17 protein-coding genes are annotated in these 20,431 nt (G+C 75.0%); 8 read left to right on the forward strand and 9 right to left on the reverse strand.

Going from position 1 to position 20,431, the window contains the following annotated elements; all coding sequences use genetic code 11:
* Nucleotides 1–67: 67 nt before the first annotated feature.
* Nucleotides 68–817: a hypothetical protein gene (locus ACGFSH_RS27960; RefSeq protein ID WP_393353586.1), complete on the reverse strand. Its 750-nt coding sequence runs from the start codon at nt 815–817 to the stop codon at nt 68–70.
* Between the two features lie 359 nt (nt 818–1,176).
* Between ACGFSH_RS27960 and ACGFSH_RS27965 the strand changes: the two genes are divergently transcribed.
* Nucleotides 1,177–1,728, forward strand: coding sequence for a cupin domain-containing protein (locus ACGFSH_RS27965; RefSeq protein WP_393353371.1), 552 nt, complete (start codon nt 1,177–1,179; stop codon nt 1,726–1,728).
* Nucleotides 1,729–1,789: 61 nt separating this feature from the next.
* Here ACGFSH_RS27965 and ACGFSH_RS27970 read toward each other — a convergent pair whose 3' ends face one another.
* The 3 genes from ACGFSH_RS27970 to rpmG form a co-directional block, all read right to left on the reverse strand.
* On the reverse strand, nt 1,790–3,214 hold the full coding sequence (locus ACGFSH_RS27970) for an alkaline phosphatase family protein (RefSeq protein WP_393353372.1): 1,425 nt from the start codon (nt 3,212–3,214) through the stop codon (nt 1,790–1,792).
* Nucleotides 3,215–3,391: 177 nt separating this feature from the next.
* Nucleotides 3,392–3,928, reverse strand: coding sequence for a cysteine hydrolase family protein (locus ACGFSH_RS27975; RefSeq protein WP_393353374.1), 537 nt, complete (start codon nt 3,926–3,928; stop codon nt 3,392–3,394).
* Between the two features lie 119 nt (nt 3,929–4,047).
* The gene (gene rpmG / locus ACGFSH_RS27980; RefSeq protein WP_393353375.1) at nt 4,048–4,212 is read right to left on the reverse strand and encodes a 50S ribosomal protein L33; all 165 of its coding nucleotides are present in this window, start codon (nt 4,210–4,212) and stop codon (nt 4,048–4,050) included.
* Nucleotides 4,213–4,251: 39 nt separating this feature from the next.
* On the opposite strand from rpmG, the gene ACGFSH_RS27985 reads away from it, so the two are divergent.
* Nucleotides 4,252–5,106 (forward strand): lipoprotein, encoded by an 855-nt coding sequence (locus ACGFSH_RS27985; protein WP_393353376.1) that lies wholly within the window; start codon nt 4,252–4,254, stop codon nt 5,104–5,106.
* A gap of 29 nt (nt 5,107–5,135) precedes the next feature.
* Here ACGFSH_RS27985 and ACGFSH_RS27990 read toward each other — a convergent pair whose 3' ends face one another.
* Nucleotides 5,136–5,984 (reverse strand): DUF72 domain-containing protein, encoded by an 849-nt coding sequence (locus tag ACGFSH_RS27990; protein ID WP_393353378.1) that lies wholly within the window; start codon nt 5,982–5,984, stop codon nt 5,136–5,138.
* A 118-nt stretch (nt 5,985–6,102) separates the two neighbouring features.
* On the opposite strand from ACGFSH_RS27990, the gene ACGFSH_RS27995 reads away from it, so the two are divergent.
* From ACGFSH_RS27995 to ACGFSH_RS28005, 3 genes are all read left to right on the forward strand, one after another.
* Nucleotides 6,103–8,712 (forward strand): SpoIIE family protein phosphatase, encoded by a 2,610-nt coding sequence (locus ACGFSH_RS27995; protein ID WP_393353379.1) that lies wholly within the window; start codon nt 6,103–6,105, stop codon nt 8,710–8,712.
* A gap of 67 nt (nt 8,713–8,779) precedes the next feature.
* Nucleotides 8,780–11,476, forward strand: a complete 2,697-nt coding sequence (locus ACGFSH_RS28000; protein WP_393353380.1) for a SpoIIE family protein phosphatase — start codon at nt 8,780–8,782, stop codon at nt 11,474–11,476.
* Between the two features lie 145 nt (nt 11,477–11,621).
* Nucleotides 11,622–12,986 carry an FAD-dependent oxidoreductase gene (locus ACGFSH_RS28005; protein ID WP_393353381.1) on the forward strand — a complete coding sequence of 455 codons (1,365 nt, stop codon included), beginning with the start codon at nt 11,622–11,624 and terminating at the stop codon, nt 12,984–12,986.
* A 73-nt stretch (nt 12,987–13,059) separates the two neighbouring features.
* Here ACGFSH_RS28005 and ACGFSH_RS28010 read toward each other — a convergent pair whose 3' ends face one another.
* The 3 genes from ACGFSH_RS28010 to ACGFSH_RS28020 form a co-directional block, all read right to left on the reverse strand.
* Nucleotides 13,060–14,082 carry a hypothetical protein gene (locus ACGFSH_RS28010; protein WP_393353382.1) on the reverse strand — a complete coding sequence of 341 codons (1,023 nt, stop codon included), beginning with the start codon at nt 14,080–14,082 and terminating at the stop codon, nt 13,060–13,062.
* Nucleotides 14,079–14,447 carry a PadR family transcriptional regulator gene (locus ACGFSH_RS28015; protein WP_393353588.1) on the reverse strand — a complete coding sequence of 123 codons (369 nt, stop codon included), beginning with the start codon at nt 14,445–14,447 and terminating at the stop codon, nt 14,079–14,081. The genes ACGFSH_RS28010 and ACGFSH_RS28015 overlap by 4 nt, the downstream gene beginning before the upstream one ends.
* Before the next feature lie 92 nt (nt 14,448–14,539).
* Nucleotides 14,540–16,207: a serine/threonine-protein kinase gene (locus ACGFSH_RS28020; RefSeq protein ID WP_393353383.1), complete on the reverse strand. Its 1,668-nt coding sequence runs from the start codon at nt 16,205–16,207 to the stop codon at nt 14,540–14,542.
* Nucleotides 16,208–16,484: 277 nt separating this feature from the next.
* On the opposite strand from ACGFSH_RS28020, the gene ACGFSH_RS28025 reads away from it, so the two are divergent.
* Nucleotides 16,485–17,147, forward strand: coding sequence for a hypothetical protein (locus tag ACGFSH_RS28025; RefSeq protein ID WP_393353384.1), 663 nt, complete (start codon nt 16,485–16,487; stop codon nt 17,145–17,147).
* 143 nt (nt 17,148–17,290) lie between these two features.
* Here ACGFSH_RS28025 and ACGFSH_RS28030 read toward each other — a convergent pair whose 3' ends face one another.
* Nucleotides 17,291–17,773: a roadblock/LC7 domain-containing protein gene (locus tag ACGFSH_RS28030; RefSeq protein WP_393353385.1), complete on the reverse strand. Its 483-nt coding sequence runs from the start codon at nt 17,771–17,773 to the stop codon at nt 17,291–17,293.
* Between the two features lie 717 nt (nt 17,774–18,490).
* Here ACGFSH_RS28030 and ACGFSH_RS28035 point away from each other — a divergent pair.
* Both ACGFSH_RS28035 and ACGFSH_RS28040 read left to right on the forward strand, forming a co-directional pair.
* Complete coding sequence (locus ACGFSH_RS28035; protein ID WP_393353387.1) at nt 18,491–19,714, forward strand: hypothetical protein; 1,224 nt, start codon at nt 18,491–18,493, stop codon at nt 19,712–19,714.
* 146 nt (nt 19,715–19,860) lie between these two features.
* Nucleotides 19,861–20,430 (forward strand): (2Fe-2S)-binding protein, encoded by a 570-nt coding sequence (locus ACGFSH_RS28040; protein WP_393353388.1) that lies wholly within the window; start codon nt 19,861–19,863, stop codon nt 20,428–20,430.
* Nucleotide 20,431 lies beyond the last annotated feature (1 nt).

The following is a 20,431-nucleotide window of genomic DNA, read 5'->3' on the forward strand; positions in this document are numbered from 1 at the left end:
ATCCCCCGGCTCAATACGCGGCCGGACACAGAAGTGTTCAACCGCACCACGAATTCATAGCAACATCTCAGACACGCCCGGCGGCGCGCCCCTTCACCACCGCCTTCGGGCCGTCCCCCGCCGACGGGTCAAAGCCCGGGGACGGCGATCGCCCCCGGCGGCGGGCGCGTTCGTGCAGCAGGCCCATGACGAGGGCCGCGGCCACCGCGATCAGATGCTCGCGGCCGGCCAGGTTCGGCTTGGCGATCGACTCCAGCACCATCGAGCCGCCGGTGAGCAGGAAGACGACGGGCGCGCGGCGCACGACCGAGAGGAAGGTGAACAGACCGACGACGGCCGCGGACGGACCGGTGTCGAGCACGTGGCCCGCCTCGGGCGGCAGGCCGAACCCCCACCAGCCCGGCCCCATCGCGAGCATCACCCGTACCGAGAGCGTGCCCGCCAGGGTGGACGCGTAGGCGACGAGCAGGGTCCGGCGGCGGCCGAGGGTGAGTTCGGCGAGGGCGAAGGCGAGGAAGAGCTGGGTGAGGCCGGCCCACACGGGCAGGTCGAGCGCGGGCACGTAGAGGGACACCGGGGTGCGCAGCAGGGCCAGCCACAGGGGCAGGTCGCCCTGGACGCCTCCGACGGCGCGCACGGCCGTCGCGCCCGCGGGGTGCTGGGCCAGGGCGTGGAAGAAGATCACGCCGAGGCACGCCACGACGGCCAGCAGCAGCGCGCCGGGGCCGCGCCGGCGCAGCTCGCGCAGCGGGCCGGCCACGATGCCTTGCCACTCGTCCCGCAGGACGCGGCGGGCGAACCGTGCGGCGCGGGACAGCGCACCGTCGCGCGGCGCGTCCCGGCGGCCGCGCCGCGGCCGCCGCCCGGCGCGGTCCGCCAGGGCACGGTCCGCCAGGGCGCGGTGGTGTCCGGCGCGGTCCTCGCGGGCGCGGTCGTGCGCGGCGCGGTCGCGAGGCCGTTCCACTTCGGGACGCAGGATGCTCAAGGTCTCCCCCACACACTCGTCGCGCGACGCTTCGCGCGAGTCACGTTGTGGAGGACGCAAAGACGTGGCCGGAGGCTTACTCGTGTGCCGGGCGTCTCTCTCGCGTCGCGCAGCGGAGCGACGCGGGCACCGTCGGTGGGGCCTGACTGCCGGTCACCGCGCTGTCACACGGGTGGGCTACTGTCACGTCCGTGGAACGCACTGACCAGCGGAACATGACCCCGGCCAGGTTACGTCGTCCGGTGGGCCCGACCGGCCCCGGCGCCCCGGCCGCCCACCCCCTCCCGAGCGATCGCCGCGTGACCCGCCGCCCGCCCGCGGAAGCCAGACCCGCCGCCGGGCCCGCGCACCGCGCGGAGGCCGGCCCGCGTGACGGCCCGGCGCCCGTGCTGCTGGCCGACGGCCTCCTCACCGAGCGGCTCGCCCTGGAGGCGCCGCGGGAGACCAGGGTCGTCGTGACGGACTACGAGATCGAGCCGGGCGGGTCGCTGCCCTGGCACTACCACGAGGGCCGGGTGGTGGCCGTGGTGACGGCCGGGGTGCTGACCCGGACCCTGGCGGACGGCTCCGAGTGCGTGACGCCCGCGGGCGGGTGCATCGTCGAACCGGTCGGACCGCAGGGCGTGCACATGGCGGAGAACCGCGAGCCGGATCCGCTGCGGATCTGCGCCATGTTCTTCCTGCCACGGGGCGCCGCGCTGTCTACGCGCGCAGATCCTCCGCACTCGGCCGGCTGCGGCTGACCCGCGCGCCGGGCGGCGGCGCGGCGCGGGGCAGCCGCTCCGCGCCGCCGCGCCGCGCGGTTCAGGTGTGCGGCCGGCGGCCCGGCTCCTGGGCGGGGAAGTACTGCTCGGCGCCGGGCAGTGCGGGTCTCGGCAGGGTGGCGACCTCCTCCTGCGCTTTGAGCAGCTGCTCGGCCGTGTCGTCGGGCAGCGCGGGCGCGAGCGGTTCGGGCGCGTCGAAGCGGAAGGCCGAGGTGAGGTCGCCGAACGCGCCGCGCCGCCAGTCGCTGATGTTGGGCTCCCTGACGCCCGTGACGGTTTCGAGGAATCGCAGGGTGGAGGTGTGGTCGAAGGCCTCGGAGGCGACCCAGCCGCCGACGGTCCAGGGCGAGACGATGATCGCCGGGACGCGGAAGCCTCCCCCGACCGGTGCTCCCGCGACGAACTCGCCGGGGGTGCCGGCCGGCGGGGTCGGCGGCGGGACGTGGTCGAACAGCCCGTCGTTCTCGTCGTAGTTCAGGATGAACGCGGTCTTGGCCCAGACGGCGGGGTCGGCAGCGACCGCCTCGATCTTGGAGGCGACGAAGGCCGCGCCGGCCGCCGGCAGGAAGTCCGGGTGCTCCGACTGGTGTCCGGGCGGGATGATCCAGGACACCGTCGGCAGCCGGTCGTTGCGGGCGTCGTCCTCGAACGTGCCCTCCGGCTGGGGCCGGACGCCCCGCTCGTACAGGTCGGAGCCCGGCAGGGCGTCCCGGAACGCGGCGAACTGCTCCAGCAGGTTGCAGCCGTAGTCGTCCTCCTGCTGGTACACCTTCCAGCTCACTCCGGCCGCCTGGAGCCGTTCCGCGTAGGTCGTCCAGCCGAACGGCGTGGGGGCGGAGTTGCCGATGACCGGGCCGCCCGCCCGGCCGTCCGGGTCGATGCTGCCGGTCATCCACATCAGGCGGTTGGGCCACGTCGGGCCGAGGACCGAGCAGAAGTAGTGGTCGCAGACGGTGAAGGTCTCGGCGAGGGCGAACTGGAAGGGGATGTCCTCGCGCGTGTAGTAGCCCATGACGTACGGGCCGTCGGCGCCGTCGGCCGTGCGGTGGGCCGGCATCCAGCGGTCCATCCGGCCCCCGTTCCACGCCTCGTGCTGCACCGACCAGGCGTGGCTGGTGGACGGGATGGCCTGGGCGCTGGAGGTACGGGTGTCCAGGTGGAAGGGGAGGAGGTAGCCCCTCGGGTTCTGGGGGTCGGGCTGGTGGAAGACGGAGCGTCCGGTGTCGAGGGTGAGCGCCCGGGGGTCGGCGAAGCCGCGCACTCCGGAGAGGGTGCCGAAGTAGTGGTCGAAGGAGCGGTTCTCCTGCATCAGCAGGACGACGTGTTCGACGTCGGCGAGGGATCCGCGGTCGGGGCGTCCGGCGGCGACGGCCTTCTGGACGCTCGGCGGGAGGAGGGAGAGGGCCGCGGCGCCCAGCGCGCCCGCGGCCGAGCCCAGTAGTCTTCGGCGGGTCAACTCGGCCATGTGTCGTGCCCCTTGCTGCGCGGAGGTGCCGATGGGAGAGCCGGCCCGTGCCCGCCCGGGCGGGCGCCCGGCCGCCGGTGCGGGTGTCGCCCGTCCGCCGGAACCCGGCACGCAGGTGCGGGGGCGGAGAGCGCAGAGCGGCGCGTGCGGTTCAGCGGCGCTGCGGCGCGCGGGCGTTCACGTCCACAGCTCCGAGCTGTCGCACACCCGGGCGCCCATGTTGCGCTCCATCATCTCCAGCGCGGCGTCCGCGAGGCCGGCGTGGATGTGGGCGACGGCGTCGCGCGGGACGGTGACGTCGAAGTGCCGGATGTGGGCGTCGAGGGCCGAGTACAGGACGCACTGCTCGGTGACCTGCCCGCACAGGACGAGGTGGTCGACGCCCTCCTGGTCGAGCAGGTAGGACAGCGGGGTCTCGAAGAAGACCGAGTGGCGTGCCTTGACGACGAAGAGCGACTCGTCGTCGGGGCGCAGCGGCTCGACGAGGTCGGCGTGCGGGCCGGCGAGTGCGGTGTCGAGCAGTTCGCCGTGGTGCGAGCGCCACTGGCCGAAGTTGTCGTTGACGTAGACGACGGGAACGCCTGCGCGACGGGCCCGCTCCAGCAGACCGGTGGCCACCGGGACCACTCGGCGGGCCGAGGGCAGGAGCAGGTCGGCGTCGGGATGGTCGTAGGTGTTGATCATGTCGATGACGATCAGCGCGGTCTTGCTCATGCCGCTATGGGTTCCCGGTCGGGCGCGAATATGACGGCACATCACTCGTCCGCGCCGGGGAGCGGCCGGGGTCCTGTTCCGCGACCCCGGCCGCCGTGCCCGGACGGGCCGTCAGGGCGTCACCTCTCCTCGCGGAAGGAGACGTGCCGGCCGGCTACGGGGTCGTACTTGCGCAGGACCAGCCGGTCGGCGTCGTTGCGGCGGTTCTTGCGCGTCGTGTAGGAGACGCCGGTTCCGGCGGTGGACCTGAGGGTGATGACGGGGCGCGCTGTGCTGCGGGCCATGGGGACCTCCTCTCACCGGAACACACCTTTGAGCGGTGCATGCCAGTCACGCGGTTCAACGCGGGCCGTGTCCCGCGCATTCCCCGGCGTCCGCGGACGAGCGGGTTCCGGTTGTGGCCGCGGGAATTCCGGTGGCCGGGCCCACGGTCCCCTCGGTTACAGTGCTCCGCCGGCGTGGCGCCGGCGTCGAGAGGAGATTCAGCGGTGCGCTGTGGGGCGGGGAACGTGCGGAACGGGCGGAATGCGCGGCGGGGGCTGGTGCTGACGGCCCTGTTGACGGGGTTGCTGACGGGCTGTGCGGACGCGGAGGGCGGGAGCGGGGCGGCGGGCACCGCGGGGGCGTCGGCCTCGGCGGGCGCGAAGACGGCCGCGCGGGGAGGCTCCGTGGGGGCCGTGGGATCCGCCTGCGAGCTTCCGGTCTCCTTCGACGTCGCCGAGTTCTGGAAGGCCAAGGCCGTCGACGCGAAGGAGGCGTCCGAAGCCACCGGCGACCTGGCCGAGCTGGCCGACGCGCTGCTGCGCCAGGGGCCGGTGACCATGGCCTGCGAGATCGACGCCAAGCCCGCGGGGAAGATCGGGTTCCTGCGCGTGTGGACCGGCGAGCCGGGCGACGCGGACGCACGGACCGTGCTGGAGGGCTTCGTCGGAGCCGAGAAGAGCGCGAGCAAGGCCGTGTACCGCGCCTTCGCCTCGGGCGACGTCAAGGGCGCCGAGGTCGAGTACGTCACCACGAGCGAGCTGCTGGAGGAGAGCAAGACGGAGCGCGCGCTCGCCGTCACCACCCCCGAGGGTCCCGTGGTGCTGCACCTCGGCGGGATGGACACCCAGGAGCACGAGGCGATGCTCCCGGCGTACCGGCTCGCCAAGAGCACCCTGCGCGTCACCGCCGGCTGACGGGCGCCGGTCCGGTTCCGCCGGACCGGTCAGCCGTCGAGCAGGGTGCGCATCCTCGCCGCGGCGCGCACGGCCGCCTCGCCGCAGCAGTTGTTGAACAGCACATGCACCTGCTCGGCCCGCCCGGCCAGCTCGCGCACCCTCGGCGTCCACTCGTGCAGTTCCGCGTCGGTGTACTCGTGCCGGAAGCGGTCCTCCTTGCTGCCGGCGCCCCAGGACCGGCTGCGGCCGTGCAGGCGGACGACGGCGAGCCGCTCGCAGGTCACGGGCGTGACGGGCGGTATCGCCGACGCCAGGGACTGCTCCATGTCGACGGCGACGGCGGCGAATCCGTGCGACCTCAGCAGGTCGGCGGTGATCCGCCGCTGCTCGGCGCCCCGCCACCAGTCCGGATGGCGGAACTCCACACAGACCGGCCAGCCTGCGGTGCGCTCGGCGCACTGTGCGAGGAACGCGCGGGCGCGCACGCCGGGGCAAAACCACGGCGGGAACTGGAACAGGACGGCGCCCAGCCGGCCCGTCTCCCGCAGCGGGGCGATGCCGTCCGCGAACCTGCGCCACACCTCGTCCAGCGCCTTCGGGCCGCGCACGTCGTCCGGCAGCCCGGGCGGCAGCACCGCGGACCGGGTGGGATGCCCGGTCAGCAGCGAGAAGGCCTTCACGTCGAACACGAAGCGCTCCGGTGTCCGCTGCGCCCACAGCCCGCTCGTGCGCTCCGTGGGCAGCGCGTAATAGGTGGCGTCGACCTCGACGACCGGGAAGCGTTCGGCGTAATGGCGCAACCGGCCCTCCGCGTCCCGCCGGCCGGGGGGATACCAGCCGCTGGACACCAGCGCCCGGTCCGTCCACGAGCACGCGCCCACCAGAATCTCACCCATGGCGGGGCGGATACCCCGTCCGGAGCGGTTCTCCCGGCCCGCGCGAGGATGCACATCCGGCCGCATGTGGCGCATTCTTGCTGTGTCGCCCACGCGCGGCACGGACGAGGTAGGGCCGATGACTGGGAGCGCCGGGGACGAGCGGAAGCCGTCCGGACCGCCGCCCGCGCTGCTGACCGGGACCGTGGCGGAGGCGCTGCGGGCGGCGGAGGGCAGCGCCGGGGGCGTGTACCTGTGCGCCCCCACGCCCGGTCTGCTGCGGCTGGCCGTGCTCACCGGGCTGCCGGGCCCGCTGTTCCGCCCCTGGTGGCGGGTGAGCGTCGACCGGCCCTTCCCGGTGACCGAGGTGCACCGCACGGGCGTCCCGGTGGTCCTGGCCAACGCGACCGAGTCCATGCGCCGCTATCCGCAGTTCGCCGCGGGCCTGCCGTTCCAGTTCGGCTCCCTGCACGTGCCCGTCACCGCGGGCGGCCACTCCTTCGGGGTGCTGACCGTGCTGCGCCCCGCCGTCGCGGACGCGGCCGAGGCGCTGGCCGGCCGCGAGCGGCTGACGGAGGTGGCCGACGCCCTGGGGGCGGACCTGCTGCGACTGGCCGCCGACGGCCGGGCCGTCACCTGGGACGACGAGCCGCTGTGCGTGCGGCCGTCGGCCGCCGGACCCGCACCCGGGCGCATCGGCCGGTTCTCCTGGGACCCGGCGACCGGCGCCGTCGCCGTGGACCGCCACGCGCGCGTGCTCCTCGGCCTGCCCGGCGGCGACTTCCCCGGCACGCTGGACGCGCTGGTCCGGGCCGTCGACCCCACGGACGCCCTGCTGCTGCCCGGCCTGTTCGCCCGCACGGCCCAGGGCGACCCGCCGCCGCTGCCGGTCCGGCTGCGCACCGTGGAGGGTGGTCTGCGGCTGCTGGAACTGTGGGAGGCGACGGGCGAGGAGAGCCCGGCCGACGTCCCCGCCGCGTCCGCCGCCGCGCCGGCGCGCGTCGCGGGGGTGCTCCTCGACCCCGGTCCCGGCGCCCTCGCCGACGGAGCCGCCGACCTGCTCCCGGAGGGCGTGTTCTGCCTGGACCGGATGGGGTTCGTCGTCTACGCCAACCCGCGCGCCGGGCAGCTCCTGGGCGTGCCGCGCGAGACGCTGGTCGGCCGGTCCCTGTGGGACTCCGCGCCCTGGCTGAACCAGCCCACCTGCGAGGAACACCTGCGGGCCGTCCTGCTGGACCCCGAGCCCGCGCACTTCCATGTGCGGCGCCCCTCCACCGGCGGCCGGCCACCACGCGCAAGCCTCTACGAGGGGGACTGGCTGCGCGTCTCGCTGTACCCCGGCGCCGATCTCGTCACCTGCACCGCGACCCCGGCGAACCGGGTGCCGGACGACGCGGCTCCCGAGCCCGCGGACGCCGACGCCCCCGCGCCCGACATCGCCGCCTCGACCGCCTCGACCGCCTCGACCGCCCCCTTCTACCGGCCCATCGTGCTGGCCATCGCGCTGACCGAAGCGGTCACCGCCCGCCAGGTGTCGGCGGTGGTGATGCAGGAGCTGCTGCCCGCGTTCGGAGGCCGCATGCTGGCCATCTACCTGCTCCAGGAGCGGCACCTGTTCCTGGCCTGGGAGTCCGGCTTCCCCAAGGGGTTCCTCGCGCCCTTCGAAGGGGTGGGCCTGGACGCCCGGCTGCCGGGGGTCGAGACGCTCACCACGGGCCGGCCGCTGTTCTTCGACTCGATGCAGCAGCTCGCGGACGCCTATCCGGGCATCGCCCTGGACGCGGAGGAGGGCGCCCGGGCCTTCCTCCCGCTGATCGCCTCCGGCCGCCCGGTCGGCTCGTGCATCCTCGGCTTCGACCGCTCGCGCAGCTTCGGCTCCGAGGAGCGCACGGTGCTCACCGCGCTCGCCGGACTGATCGCCCACGCGATGGAGAAGGCCCAGCGCTACGACACCGAGGCCGCCCTCGCCCGCGGGCTCCAGCAGGCGCTGCTCCCGCGGCGGCTGTCGCAGCACCCGCGCGTGGAGACCGCCGGCCGCTATCTGCCGGGCACCGAGGGCATGGACGTGGGCGGCGACTGGTACGACGTCGTGGAGGCCGGGGACGGCCTGGCCCTGGTCATCGGCGACGTGCAGGGGCACGGGGTGCAGGCGGCGGCCACCATGGGGCAGCTGCGCAGCGCGGTGCGGGCGTTCGCGCTCTCCGACCGGCCCCCGCAAGAGGTCATGGGCGGCACGAACCGGCTGCTCATCGACCTCGACCCGGGCCAGTTCGCGAGCTGCTGCTACGTCCGGCTCGATCCGGCCACGGGCCTGGCCCGTGCCGCGCGCGCCGGCCATCTGCCGCCGCTGCTGCGCCACCCGGACGGCCGGACCGAGGTCGTGGAGCTGCCCGGCGGGGTGGTCCTCGGGGTGGACCCGCGGGCCCATTACCCGGTGACGGAGCTGCGGTTGGAGCCGGGCGCCATCCTCGCCCTGTACACGGACGGGCTGGTCGAGCGCCCCGGACACGACATCGACGAGGGCATCGCCGTGCTGCGCGGGGCTCTGGCCGGGGCCGGCGGGCCCGGCGGCGCTCCCCTCGGCGGGCCTCCCGGCCCGGTGGCCGACGGCGCTCCCGGACGCGTGCTCGGGGCCGTCGCGGACCGGCTCACCGCGCTGGCCCGGCAGACCGCCGACCGGCCCGACGACATCGCCCTGCTCCTGGCCACCCGGCGCGACGGCCGGGAGGATCACTCGCGGCGCGGGTGAGAGACGCGTCCTGTGACCCTGTGTGACGCCTCTCGCCTCATCCGGCCGGGCAGTGTAGACATGGCACATGGTCCGACTCCTGGGGCGCACGGATGCCCGGCCGGCCCGTCGTCCCCGGGATCCGGGGACCCGGCGTACGCCCGAGTCCGCGCTCGGCGGGCGCAGTCTCGCCGCGCAGGTGTTCGTCCTGCAAGTGGTCATCGTGCTGCTGCTGGTGGTGGCCGCCGTGGTCGCGCTGCTGCTCCAGGTGCGGCACGACACGACGCAGGAGGCCCGCAACCGGTCGCTCGCCGTCGCCGAGACGTTCGCCAACTCGCCGGGCATGGTCGCGGCCCTGGACAGCCCGGATCCGACGGCGGTCCTGCAACCCCGGGCCGAAGCGGCCCGCAAGGCCTCGGACATGGACTTCATCGTCGTCATGAACACCGACGGCATCCGCTACACGCATCCCAAGCCGGACCGCATCGGGAAGAAGTTCGTCGGCACCATTCAGCCCGCGCTGGACGGCGGAGTCGTGGTCGAGGAGGTCGACGGGACGATCGGCCGGCTGGTCCAGGCGGTGGTGCCGGTGCGCGCGCCCGACGGGAAGGTCGTCGGGCTGGTGTCGTCCGGCATCACCACGGCGCACGTCGGCGGCACCGCCGACCGCCAGCTGCCGCTGCTGCTGGCCAGCGCCGCCGCCGCCCTCGCCCTCGCCACGGCGAGCACGGCCCTGGTCAGCCGACGGCTGCTGCGCCAGACCCACGGCCTCGGGCCGCGCGAGATGACCCGCATGTACGAGCACCACGACGCGGTGCTGCACGCCGTGCGCGAGGGCGTCATCATCGTCGGCGGCGACGGCGACCTGCTGCTCGCCAACGACGAGGCGCAGCGCCTGCTCGACCTGCCCCCGGACGCCGAGCGCCGGCAGGTCCTCGACCTGGGCCTGGACCGCGACACCGCGGAACTGCTCGCCTCCGGGCGGATGGTGACCGACGAGGTGCATCTGGTCGGCGAGCGGCTGCTGGCCATCAACCAGCGGCCCACCGACCTCGCGGGCGGGCCGGCGGGCAGCGTGGCCACCCTGCGCGACTCCACCGAACTGCGCGCCCTGTCGGGCCGGGCGGAGGCGGCCCGTGAGCGCCTCGACATGCTGTACGCGGCCGGGGTCGGCATCGGCACGAGCCTGGACGTGACCCGTACCGCCGAGGAGCTGACGGAGCTGGCCGTGCCGAGGTTCGCAGACTTCGCGACCGTCGACCTCTTCGACGCCGTGCTGGAGGGCGAGGAGCCGGAGGCGCGGGGCGCCCTGCGGCGCACGGCGGTCAGCGCGATCCGCAAGGGGGCGCCGCTGTACGCGGTGGGCGAGCGGATCCGGTTCGTGGACAGCTCGCCGCAGGGCCGCAGTCTGCTCGAGGCGCGCGCCGTCCTGGAGGCCCGTCTCGCCCATGCGCCGGGCTGGCGCGCCCAGGACCTGGAACGCGCAGAGCAGGTCGTGGAGTTCGGCATCCACTCGCTGATCACCGTGCCGGTGCGGACCGGGGCCCTGATCCTGGGCGTGGTCAGTTTCTGGCGCTCGGAGCGGCCGGACCCGTTCGACCCGGACGAGCTGGTGCTCGCCGAGGAACTGGTGGCGCGGGCCGCGATCTCCATCGACAACGCGCGCCGCTTCACGCGTGAGCACGGCATGGCCGTCACGCTGCAACGCAGTCTGCTGCCGCGCACCCTGCCGGAGCAGAACGCCCTGGACATCGCCTACCGGTACCTGCCCGCGCAGGCGGGGGTGGGCGGTGACTGGTTCGACGTGCTGCCGCTGTCGGGCGCCCGGGTGGCGCTGGTGGTGGGCGACGTGGTGGGTCACGGGCTGCACGCGGCGGCGACCATGGGCCGGCTGCGCACCGCGGTCCACAACTTCTCCGCCCTGGATCTGGGCCCGGAGGAACTCCTCGGGCTACTGGACGAGTTGGTGGCGCGCATCGACCAGGACGAGTCGGACGACAGCGCCAACGCGCCGGTGTCGGGGGCGACCTGTCTGTACGCCATCTACGATCCGGTCTCCCGGCGCTGCACGATCGCCCGGGCCGGCCATCCGCCGCCCGCGCTGGTCCACCCCGACGGGCGGGTGGAGTACGTCGAGGTCCCGGCCGGGCTGCCGCTGGGGCTGGGCGGGCTGCCGTTCGAGACGGTCGACCTGGAGCTGGCCGAGGGCAGCCGGCTGGTGCTGTACACGGACGGGCTGGTCGAGGACCGCGAACGGGACATCGACGCCGGGCTGGAGCTGTTGCGCGCCTCTTTGGAGCGGGGCGCCGGGGGATCGCCGGAGCAGATCTGCCGGGGCGTCCTGGACGAGCTGCTGCCGGCCCGCCCCAGCGACGACATCGCGCTGATCGTCGCGCACACCCGGGAGCTGGGCGCCGACCGGGTCGCGGAGTGGGACGTGCCGCTGGATCCGGCGGCGGTCGGCGAGGTGCGCGCCGCGGTGGTCCGGCAGCTGGCGCGCTGGGACCTGGAGGAACTGTCCTTCACGACGGAACTGATCCTCAGCGAGCTGGTGACGAACGCGATCCGCTACGGCAGCGCGCCGGTGGGCGTGCGGCTGCTGCGCGACCGCACCCTGATCTGCGAGGTCTCCGACAGCAGCAGCACCTCGCCGCATCTGCGGTACGCGGCCATGACGGACGAGGGCGGGCGCGGGCTGTTCCTGGTGGCGCAGCTCACCGACCGCTGGGGCACCCGCTACACGCCCAAGGGCAAGGTCATCTGGGCCGAACAGCCCCTGCCGTGAGGGCGGTCGGCCGTAGAGGCGGCCGGCCGCACCGCTCATAAAGGATGCTTATGAGTCCATAGACCGGACCCGCGTACCGGGTTAGGCATGCCTCAGTTTAGGCTTCCCCCGAGTCGATCTATCGCCACTCGAAGGGAACCTGATCATGCCCCGCCCCCTGCGGGTAGCCATTGTCGGAGCCGGCCCCGCCGGGATCTACGCCGCCGACGCGCTGCTCAAGTCCGCTGTGGCCGCCGACCCGGGTGTCTCCGTCGACCTCTTCGAGCGCATGCCCGCCCCGTTCGGCCTGATCCGCTACGGCGTCGCCCCGGACCACCCGCGCATCAAGGGCATCATCACGGCCCTGCACCAGGTCCTCGACAAGCCGCAGATCCGCCTCTTCGGCAACGTCGACTACCCGGGCGACATCAGCCTGGACGACCTGCGCGCCTTCTACGACGCGGTGATCTTCTCGACCGGCGCGACGGCCGACCGCGAGATGTCGGTCCCCGGCATCGACCTGGACGGCTCGTACGGCGCCGCCGACTTCGTCTCCTGGTACGACGGCCACCCCGACGTGCCGCGCACCTGGCCGCTGGAGGCCGAGAAGGTGGCGGTCCTGGGCGTCGGCAACGTCGCCCTCGACGTGGCCCGGATCCTGGCCAAGACGGCGGACGAGCTGCTGCCGACGGAGATCCCGCCCAACGTCCACGAGGGCCTGAAGGCCAACAGGGCGCGGGAGATCCACGTGTTCGGCCGGCGCGGCCCGGCGCAGGCGAAGTTCTCCCCTATGGAGCTGCGGGAGCTGGACCACTCCCCCACCATCGAGGTCATCGTCGACCCCGAGGACATCGACTACGACGAGGGCTCGATCGCGACCCGGCGCGGCAACAAGCAGGCCGACATGGTCGCCAAGACGCTGGAGAACTGGGCGATCCGCGACGTGGGCGAGCGCCCGCACAAGCTGTTCCTGCACTTCTTCGAGTCGCCGGCGGAGATCCTCGGCGCGGACGGCAAGGTCGTCGGCCTGCGCACCGAGCGCACCGCCCTGGACGGCACGGGCAACGTCAAGGGCACCGGCGAGTTCAAGGACTGGGACGTCAGCGCGGTCTACCGTGCGGTCGGGTACCTCTCCGACAAGCTGCCGAAGCTGCCGTGGGACCTCGACTCGGGCACGGTCCCGGACGAGGGCGGCCGCGTCATCGAGGAGTCGGGCCGGCACCTGCAGTCCACGTATGTGACGGGCTGGATCCGGCGCGGCCCCATCGGCCTGATCGGCCACACCAAGGGCGACGCCAACGAGACGGTGGCCAACCTGCTGGACGACCACGCGAACGGCCGTCTGCACACGCCGGTCTCCCCCGAGCCCGAGGCCGTGGACGCGTTCCTCGCCGAGCGCGAGGTCCGCTTCACCACCTGGGAGGGCTGGTACCGGCTGGACGCCGCCGAGAAGGCGCTCGGCGAGCCACAGGGCCGCGAGCGCGTGAAGATCGTCGAGCGTGAGGACATGCTGCGCGCAAGCGGCGCGTGAGCACGGACGCGCACAGAGCGGAAAGAGGGGTTCGGCGGACGTCCGCCGGGCCCCTCTCCCCGCTCTGTGCCCCTCAGCGGGGGGCGAGGTCGCGGCCGCCGACGACGGCGAGGACGGCCGTCAGCAGCAGCGCGGCCGTGCCCTGGAGGACGAAGGCGACCAGGGTGCCGGCGGGCATGGGCATCCCGCGCCACGGATACAGCGCGGCGAGCCGCAGCGCGAGGACCAGCAGCCCCAGGGCGGCGAGCGCCAGGGTGGCGTCCGCGCCCCCGCGGCCGTGCCGGGCCCGCCACACGAGGCGCCCGAGGGCCACCAGCAGGAAGCAGGTCGCCGGCGCCCAGACCGGATCGGCGGCCATCGGCGCCAGGACGACCGAGGCGCCCATGACGACACAGCATCCGAGGTAGGCCGGTCCCGGCGGCAGGAGGGGCAGCGCGGGGGCGGGCGCGTCGCGGTGGTGGGCGGCGCACAGGGCCAGGGCCGAGAGCCAGGCGAGGAGCAGGGACACCGGCGCGTACGGCGTGCTCGGCGGCAGGGCGTCCGTCACCAGGGGCGCGACGAACGGCCAGAGGCTGGGCAGCGCGGCCAGGAGCGCGCCGGTCTGCGCGAGGCGGCGCCGGCCGTGCAGGAGCGCGAACCAGGAGACGGTCCACAGCAGCGGCAGCACCCAGATCGCCACGGCGGCGACCGGGAGGACCGCCCCGCCCCCGGTGAAGCCGGTGAGGAACATGTGCCACTGCGCGGATCCGCCGCTGACGGTCCAGGTCAGCTCCAGCGCCCGGTCGACGACCGCGGCGGCCGCCTGAAGCAGCACGGCGACCAGCGCGAACAGCCGGACGGACGAGCCGAGCAGGGCGTAGCCGCGCGGCGCGGCGCCCGCCGTGCCCAGCCGGGTGCGCACGGCGAGGGCGGCGATGCTCGCGGTCTCGCCGAGCGTGGGCCGGCTCTGGTCCTGGGTGTCGCGGTCGACGTCCCAGAGGTAGACCTCGACCATCTCCTCCTCGCGTTCCCTGCGGTAGTACGCGGGGAGCAGGCGCAAAACGGTGCGGTAGCGCGCCTCCAGCAGCGTCGTCGCGCCGGTCGTCGTACGGGTCATGCCAGACCTCCGGCGAGTCCGGGCCCGGGAGCGGGCGGGATGACGGCGCCCGGGGCCCGTCGCCCCTCGGCGATGCGGCGGCGGGCGGCTCCGGCGCCGGCCGCCATGCGGTCGGCCTCCGCGGCGAGCGCCCGGACGCCCTCGTCGGTGACGCGGTAGTAGCGCCTGAGCCTGCCCTGCCGGACCTCCTCGCGGTCCAGGGCGATGAGCCCGTCCGCGGTGAGCCGGTCGAGCACGCCGTACAGCGTGCCCACCCTCAACTGGACCTCGCCGTCGGAGAGTTCCTCTATCTCGCGCAGGATGCCGTACCCGTGTCTGGGCTGGTCGGCGAGGGCGGTCAGCACGAAGAAGGCGGGCTGGGTCATGCTCTTCGATCCCATGGGACTGAATATATCGGAAGCCGATATATTCAGCACGCCGAAACGCCGAACTGGCGGAACGCCGGACGGGGGCGTCGTCAGCCGTCGTCGCGGGGATGCGTCTCGATCACCCGGCCGTGCACGTCGGCCTTCAGATACGCGCCGCCGTAGTCGTCGGACAGGTAGACGCTCATCGTCGGCTCGGTGCGGAAGACCGTCGAGGCCGGGTTGACCAGGAGATAGCGGCTCGTCGGGTGGGGGACGCCCAGGGTGCGGGCGGCCCTGGCGAGCAGCGCGGGCACGGCGTCCCAGTCGTACAGGCCCAGATCGACGGAGAGCGTGCCGGTCATGACCGTGCCGCCGGGGCCGTCCTTCACCGCGACGTCCCCGCCCCGGTACATGTAGCGGTCGTAGAGCCGGGGGCGGCCCGCCACCGGGGCGTCGGCGATCGCGTACTCCTCGTACACCGCGAGGCTGGTGACCTTCGACCCGCCCATGGCCGCGGTGAGCTTCGCGACGGTGCGTTCGACGCCGTCCCCGTCGAGCAGGCCGCCCTTCTGCGCCGCGGCCCCGCCGGAACCGGCCCCCGCGCCGGAACCCGCGCCGGCCGTCTGCCGGGCGGCGGGCGTCGCGGAGACGCTCGACGACGCGGCGGCGCGCGGCGTGGGCGAGGCGCCGCTGTCGCCGTTCGCGCCCGTGCCCAGGAGCGGGAGCAGCGCCCACACCAGGGCGCCCGTGAGCGCGGCGGCGCCGAACGCCCCGGCCAGGACGGCGGCGCGCGGCCGGGCCGTCCGACGCGCGGGCCCGGTGTGCGGCACGGCGGGCGTGGCGTGGCCCGGCACGGGCGGGGCGAGGGGATAGGAGGTCGGCGCGGCGTACTGCGCCGACGGCGTGGGCGCGGCGGGCGCGGGCGGTGCGGGCGGCGTCTGTCCCGCCGCGGCCGCGAGCATCCGGTCGACCTCCGCCGTGTCGGGCCGGGCGCCGGGATCCCGCACGAGCAGCGCGCCGAGGACGGCGGTCAGCGGGCCGGCCCTGCGGGGCGGAGGCACGTCCTCGCCGAGCACCGCGGCCAGGGTGGCCAGCGTGCTCGCCCTGCGCAGCGGATGGCTGCCCTCCACGGCGACGTACAGCATCATGGCCAGGGACCAGAGGTCGGCGGCGGGCCCGCCCTCCTTGCCTCCGACCCGCTCCGGCGCCATGAAGTCGGGCGAGCCGATGACGGCGCCGGTCGCGGTGAGCTGGGCGGACTCCCGGACGGCGGCGATGCCGAAGTCGGTGAGCACGGGCCGCCCGTCGGGGCGCAGCAGCACGTTGGCGGGCTTCACGTCACGGTGCTCGATGCCGACGGCGTGCGCGGCGCGCAGCGCGGCCAGCACCTCGCGCCCCAGCCGCGCGGCCTCCTGCGGCGGCATCGGGCCGCGTCGCAGCCGGTCCTGGAGCGAGCCGCCCTCGACCAACTCCATCACGATCCACGGGAACGTGCCCTCGCCGCCGTCGACGATGTGATGGATGGTCACGACGTTGGGGTGATGGACGCGCGCCAGCGCGCGAGCCTCCCGCAGGACGCGCTCGCGCAGCGTGCGCGCGCCTTCGGGGTCGTACTCGGCCAGGTCCGGGTCGGGCGGCCGGACCTCCTTCACGGCCACGTCCCGGTGGAGCGCCAGATCGTGCGCGCGCCACACCAGTCCCATGCCTCCGCCGCCGAGCCGCTCGACCAGTTCGAACCGGCCGTCGACGACCCGTCTGTGGGGTTCCCCAGTGCTCATGGGGGGAGCTTAGGGGCACCGGCCGACAGGGGGTGCGCCGGCCGGAGGGGGCACGGCGTGAATGACCGGCGGAGCGACGGGCATGCTGTGAGCGAGGTCACTTCCGGCGAGCCGTAGCGGACCGCACGGGACCCGCCCCAGGGACCGCCTTCCACCTCTCGTCCCCCTGATCGTCCCCGCCCTCGCTCGTCTCCGGCCCGGTCGTCCGGCCCCCCTCTCGCCCCGTCGCCCTCTCGCCCTGCCGCTCTTCCCACGAAGGACATGTGCCGTGGTTCTCATGCCCCCTGACGCCCCGTCGTCCCGACGACCGGGCCGCTGCTGGACCATCCGTGTGGTCGGACACCGGGACCGCACGGCGTCGGTCACCTGCTCGTCGCCGTGCGCGATGCCGCCGCGCTCCCGGGACCTCGCGGCCCTGCGGCGCTTCGCGGAGGCCCACGCGGCCGCGCACGCCAGGGCCGCGGCGGTGCGCCGCGACGCCGCTTGCTGGTGCCGCCGTCAGCAGTGCGCGCTGCATGAGGACACCCGGGTCGCCTGCGCGGGGTCGGTCGTCCTCGTCCTGCGGCACGACCCGGCGGTCGGTCAGGTGTGGACCCTCACCGAAGTCTGCGCCGCGTGCGCCTCGTTGCTGCCGCACGCGCGCGTGCTCAGCCGGGCGGCGCCTCCGCCGCCCCGCAGCCCGGCCCACGGCGCCGGGCTACACGAGGGGGCGGAGGCGGGTGGTGCGGGTGGTGCGGGTGCGGGCCTGGAGGCCGTCGGACGCGCGGCGCCCTCCGGATCGCCGGCCCCGGCCGCGGCCGCGGGGTCGTCGCGGCTGGTGCCGGGCGGGTTCAGCGCGCCTGCGCCGGGCACGGGGCCGGACCGCGCCGACGCCGGTCGGCGCGGTCCCGGCGGCCGGCGGCGGCGCGGGCGCGGGGGGACCGGCAGCGGCAGGGTGTGACCCGGCCCGCCGCGTCCCTCCGGGCCGCCGTCACGGACCGGTGGAGCCCGCCCGCTCGGCGGCGGCAGACTTCAGCGGCAGCGGGCTACGGGACGGCGGCGGGTCCCGGGGCGCGGCGCGGGCCTTCGGGGCCGCCGCAGGCGTCAGGGGCGGGGGCGGGACTGCGGTGGAATGCGGACCGGCAGCGCGCCGGGGCCGCTCGACGCGGGCGGACGCCCAGGCGACTTTCCGCCGCCCCGGGATCGTTCGCCGGTGGTCCGGGTCGCCATGAGCGCGCCGATGCGCGCGCCGCTGCGCCGTCCCTCCAGATGCAGCCGCCCGACGTTCACGCGGTCGCCGGCGACCAGTGTCAGGACGGCGGACGGACCCGCCGCGTAGGTCGCGAGGCATCCCCCGGCCCCGCGCACCAGGAGTTCGCAGAACTCGCCGCCGACCGAGAGGTCGACCATGCGGCGTCCGACGCCGAGCGCCGCGGCGGTGAGCGCGGCCAGCCCTTCGGGCTGCACGTCGGGCATGTCCTGGGCGAGGACCAGACCGTCGGTGCTCGCCGCCAGCGCCCCCGTCAGCTGCGGCACCCGGGCGCGCAGCCGGTGCAGTTCGTTCAGAACCTCGGTCTCGACGGCCATGACCGTTGTCCCTTCGGCGCATTGACTCGGCGCGTTGACGACGGAAGCGGATCAAGTGCGGTGCGGCGCAAGGTGGTTCGGGTTCCCCTGAGGCTACGGAAACCTGCGGCCGAAAGCGATGGCTTCGGCATTTTCCCCTGGCATGCCCACCCGCGGGCCCGAGGGTCTTTCGGCGGGCGACGGGAGCGACAGGAGCGAGGCGCCGGCTCCCGGGGGCGCGACACCGACGGCTTCGTGAAGCCGTCCGGTCCGGGACCCGGCCGCGCACGGGACGCGCGTGGAAGGCGCGCTGCCGTGTGGTGGCGTGGCCGCGCATCGCGGTGCACGGTCGTGCGGGCCGGTGTGTGCGCGCCCGCGTGCGGCGCCGTGCACGCCCGCGCATGGTCCGGCCGAGGGCGCGCGGACAGGGCTCGCCCCTACGCGGATGGATGGGCGGGCCCTGTCCACAGGAGGCGATTCTGCGGGGGCCGGGCCCCGCTCGCCCATGGGTGCGGGGCCGTCGGCCGTGGTGCGCGGCGCACTCCCCACGCGATCGCCGCACACCCCGCGCACGGTCGCCCGGATCCGTACGCGTGACGCGTCGCGCGGTGGGGAAGGCGCACCCCCGGCACAGGCGGTGCGGCTTGCGCGCCGCCCGCGCCGCCCGCTTGATCGCGCATCCCCCGCGGCGGGCGATACTGGCCTTCGCACCTCGCCGCCATGTCGTCGCTCGCCCTCATGAATGGAGTCACGCACATCTCCGCGACCGTTCCGCCCACGACTCCCTCCACGGTGTGGCAGTCCCGTGGCCGCCACACCGGCCCCACCGCGCCCGACGTCCTGCGCAAGAACCTCCAGGCACGCAAGGACGCCGCGATCCTCCAGGATTTCAAGGAGCTCCCCGACGCCGGCGCCCCCGGGGCGGAGCTGGCCTTCGAGGCCCGCTGGCCGGTGGACGAGAACGTGACCGTCCGCGCCCGGCTCACCCTCGCCGAGTGGTCGGGCCGGGGACAGGAGTGGACGCTGACGGCGGAGGCGGAGCGGCCCTGGGACCTGCGCTGGCCGTCGCCCGCCGCCATGTTCTGGCCGTGGGAGGCGGACGCCCTGTGGGGGCACGAGACCGTCACCGGCGAGCGCTACCTCGACGTCAACCCGCTGCCCGCGGACGACAAGGAGCTGCGGCGCACGCTGCGCAACGCCCTGCGGGACACCTGGACGGTGCACGTCGTCGTCCACGAGGCCATGACGCCCGACGAGCGCGGCCGGCGTTCGCTGGTGCGTCTGCTCCCGCCCGGTCTGCTGCACCGGGTCGTCGAGCACCGGGCCGCCCCGCACCAGTTGCGCACCCTGAACTGGGCCCTCAAGGAGACGGGGGTGGAGGTGCCGCGCGGCGGCGCTCTGGTGCTGCCCGGCTCGCCCGCCCCGGCGGACTACGACGCCGCCGACTTCTCGGTGCGCACCGTGTTCCTGGACGGCACCCACCCCACCGAGCTGCTCGACGCGATCCAGCGCTTCGCCGCGCTGCCCAGGCCGCTCCCGGAGGGGGCCGAGGAAGCCCTCACCACCCTGCGCGAGCAGTGGCAGCTGCTGACGATGGAAGAGGAGCTGGCCCGGGAACGCGGGCTCGTCGCCATGTACAAGGAGGCGCTGGAGGCGATGACGCAGTCCCGGGACCTGTACCGGGAGGCGGCCGAGCACGCCCACGAGGCGCTGGCCGCGTACCGGGAGGCGGCCGCCGAGGCCGGGGAGACCGGGGAGCCCCGCCCGGCGCCGGCCCGGCGCTCCGGCTCGCCCTTCCAGCAGTTGGGCCGCACGCTGGAACGCTTCAAGGAATCGACCAGGAACCTGCGCCCGCTGCCGACGGTGTCCACGTCCCCCGCGGAGCCCGGCGCCCTGTCCGCGGAACCGAGCGGGGACCGCTCCGGGGACGGGGAGGGCGGCTCCGGCGCGAGCGCCGGGTAGGGCCGGCCGCGGGCGCCCGCGGCCGGCGGGCGGGGCGGGTGTGCGTGGGAGGCCCGCGCGAATCGCCGCCCGTCCGCGCGTGTCAGGTGCGCCGCTGTGGATACGCGGTCCCCACGGCATACGCTCCGCCCGGAAGGGACCAGGACATGGGCACCGAGCACGGCCCCCGGTCATCGCCCCACCGCTCCGACACGACGCTGCGCGTCAACGGCAAGCCCCACACCCTCTCCGTCGACCACCGGCGCGTCCTGCTGGACCTGCTGCGCGAGGACCTCGACCTCACCGGGGCGAAGAAGGGCTGCGACCACGGGCAGTGCGGCGCCTGCACGGTCCTCGTCGACGGCCGCCGCGTCAACAGCTGCCTGCTGCTCGCCGTGACGCTGGACGGCTGCGACGTGACGACCGTCGAGGGCCTCTCCGGGGACGGCGAGGGCCCCCACCCGCTGCAACGGGCCTTCCTGGAGCGCGACGCCTTCCAGTGCGGCTACTGCACCCCCGGCCAGATCTGCTCGGCGGTCGGCATGCTCGCCGAGGCGGAGGCCGGGCACCCCTCCCGCGTCACGGACCCCTCCGCGGCGTCCGGCCGGCCCGTCCCCCTGGACCGCGACGAGATCCGCGAGCGGCTCAGCGGCAACCTGTGCCGGTGCGGCGCGTACCCCCGCATCGTCGACGCGGTCGAGGACGTGAACCCGGTCGGCCACAACCCGAGGACGTGAT

The organism is Streptomyces sp. NPDC048481, assembly GCF_043200075.1.
Lineage (GTDB): Bacteria > Actinomycetota > Actinomycetes > Streptomycetales > Streptomycetaceae > Streptomyces.

Excerpts from the sequence above, each read along its gene's own strand:
- ACGFSH_RS27970 (WP_393353372.1), bottom strand. The coding sequence starts at position 3,214 with ATGGCCGAGTTGACCCGCCGAAGACTACTGGGCTCGGCCGCGGGCGCG.
- ACGFSH_RS27975 (WP_393353374.1), bottom strand. The coding sequence starts at position 3,928 with ATGAGCAAGACCGCGCTGATCGTCATCGACATGATCAACACCTACGAC.
- rpmG (WP_393353375.1), bottom strand. The coding sequence starts at position 4,212 with ATGGCCCGCAGCACAGCGCGCCCCGTCATCACCCTCAGGTCCACCGCC.
- ACGFSH_RS27985 (WP_393353376.1), top strand. The coding sequence starts at position 4,252 with ATGCCAGTCACGCGGTTCAACGCGGGCCGTGTCCCGCGCATTCCCCGG.
- ACGFSH_RS27990 (WP_393353378.1), bottom strand. The coding sequence starts at position 5,984 with ATGGGTGAGATTCTGGTGGGCGCGTGCTCGTGGACGGACCGGGCGCTG.
- ACGFSH_RS27995 (WP_393353379.1), top strand. The coding sequence starts at position 6,103 with ATGACTGGGAGCGCCGGGGACGAGCGGAAGCCGTCCGGACCGCCGCCC.
- ACGFSH_RS28000 (WP_393353380.1), top strand. The coding sequence starts at position 8,780 with ATGGTCCGACTCCTGGGGCGCACGGATGCCCGGCCGGCCCGTCGTCCC.
- ACGFSH_RS28005 (WP_393353381.1), top strand. The coding sequence starts at position 11,622 with ATGCCCCGCCCCCTGCGGGTAGCCATTGTCGGAGCCGGCCCCGCCGGG.
- ACGFSH_RS28010 (WP_393353382.1), bottom strand. The coding sequence starts at position 14,082 with ATGACCCGTACGACGACCGGCGCGACGACGCTGCTGGAGGCGCGCTAC.
- ACGFSH_RS28015 (WP_393353588.1), bottom strand. The coding sequence starts at position 14,447 with ATGACCCAGCCCGCCTTCTTCGTGCTGACCGCCCTCGCCGACCAGCCC.
- ACGFSH_RS28020 (WP_393353383.1), bottom strand. The coding sequence starts at position 16,207 with ATGAGCACTGGGGAACCCCACAGACGGGTCGTCGACGGCCGGTTCGAA.
- ACGFSH_RS28025 (WP_393353384.1), top strand. The coding sequence starts at position 16,485 with ATGCCCCCTGACGCCCCGTCGTCCCGACGACCGGGCCGCTGCTGGACC.
- ACGFSH_RS28030 (WP_393353385.1), bottom strand. The coding sequence starts at position 17,773 with ATGGCCGTCGAGACCGAGGTTCTGAACGAACTGCACCGGCTGCGCGCC.
- ACGFSH_RS28035 (WP_393353387.1), top strand. The coding sequence starts at position 18,491 with ATGAATGGAGTCACGCACATCTCCGCGACCGTTCCGCCCACGACTCCC.
- ACGFSH_RS28040 (WP_393353388.1), top strand. The coding sequence starts at position 19,861 with ATGGGCACCGAGCACGGCCCCCGGTCATCGCCCCACCGCTCCGACACG.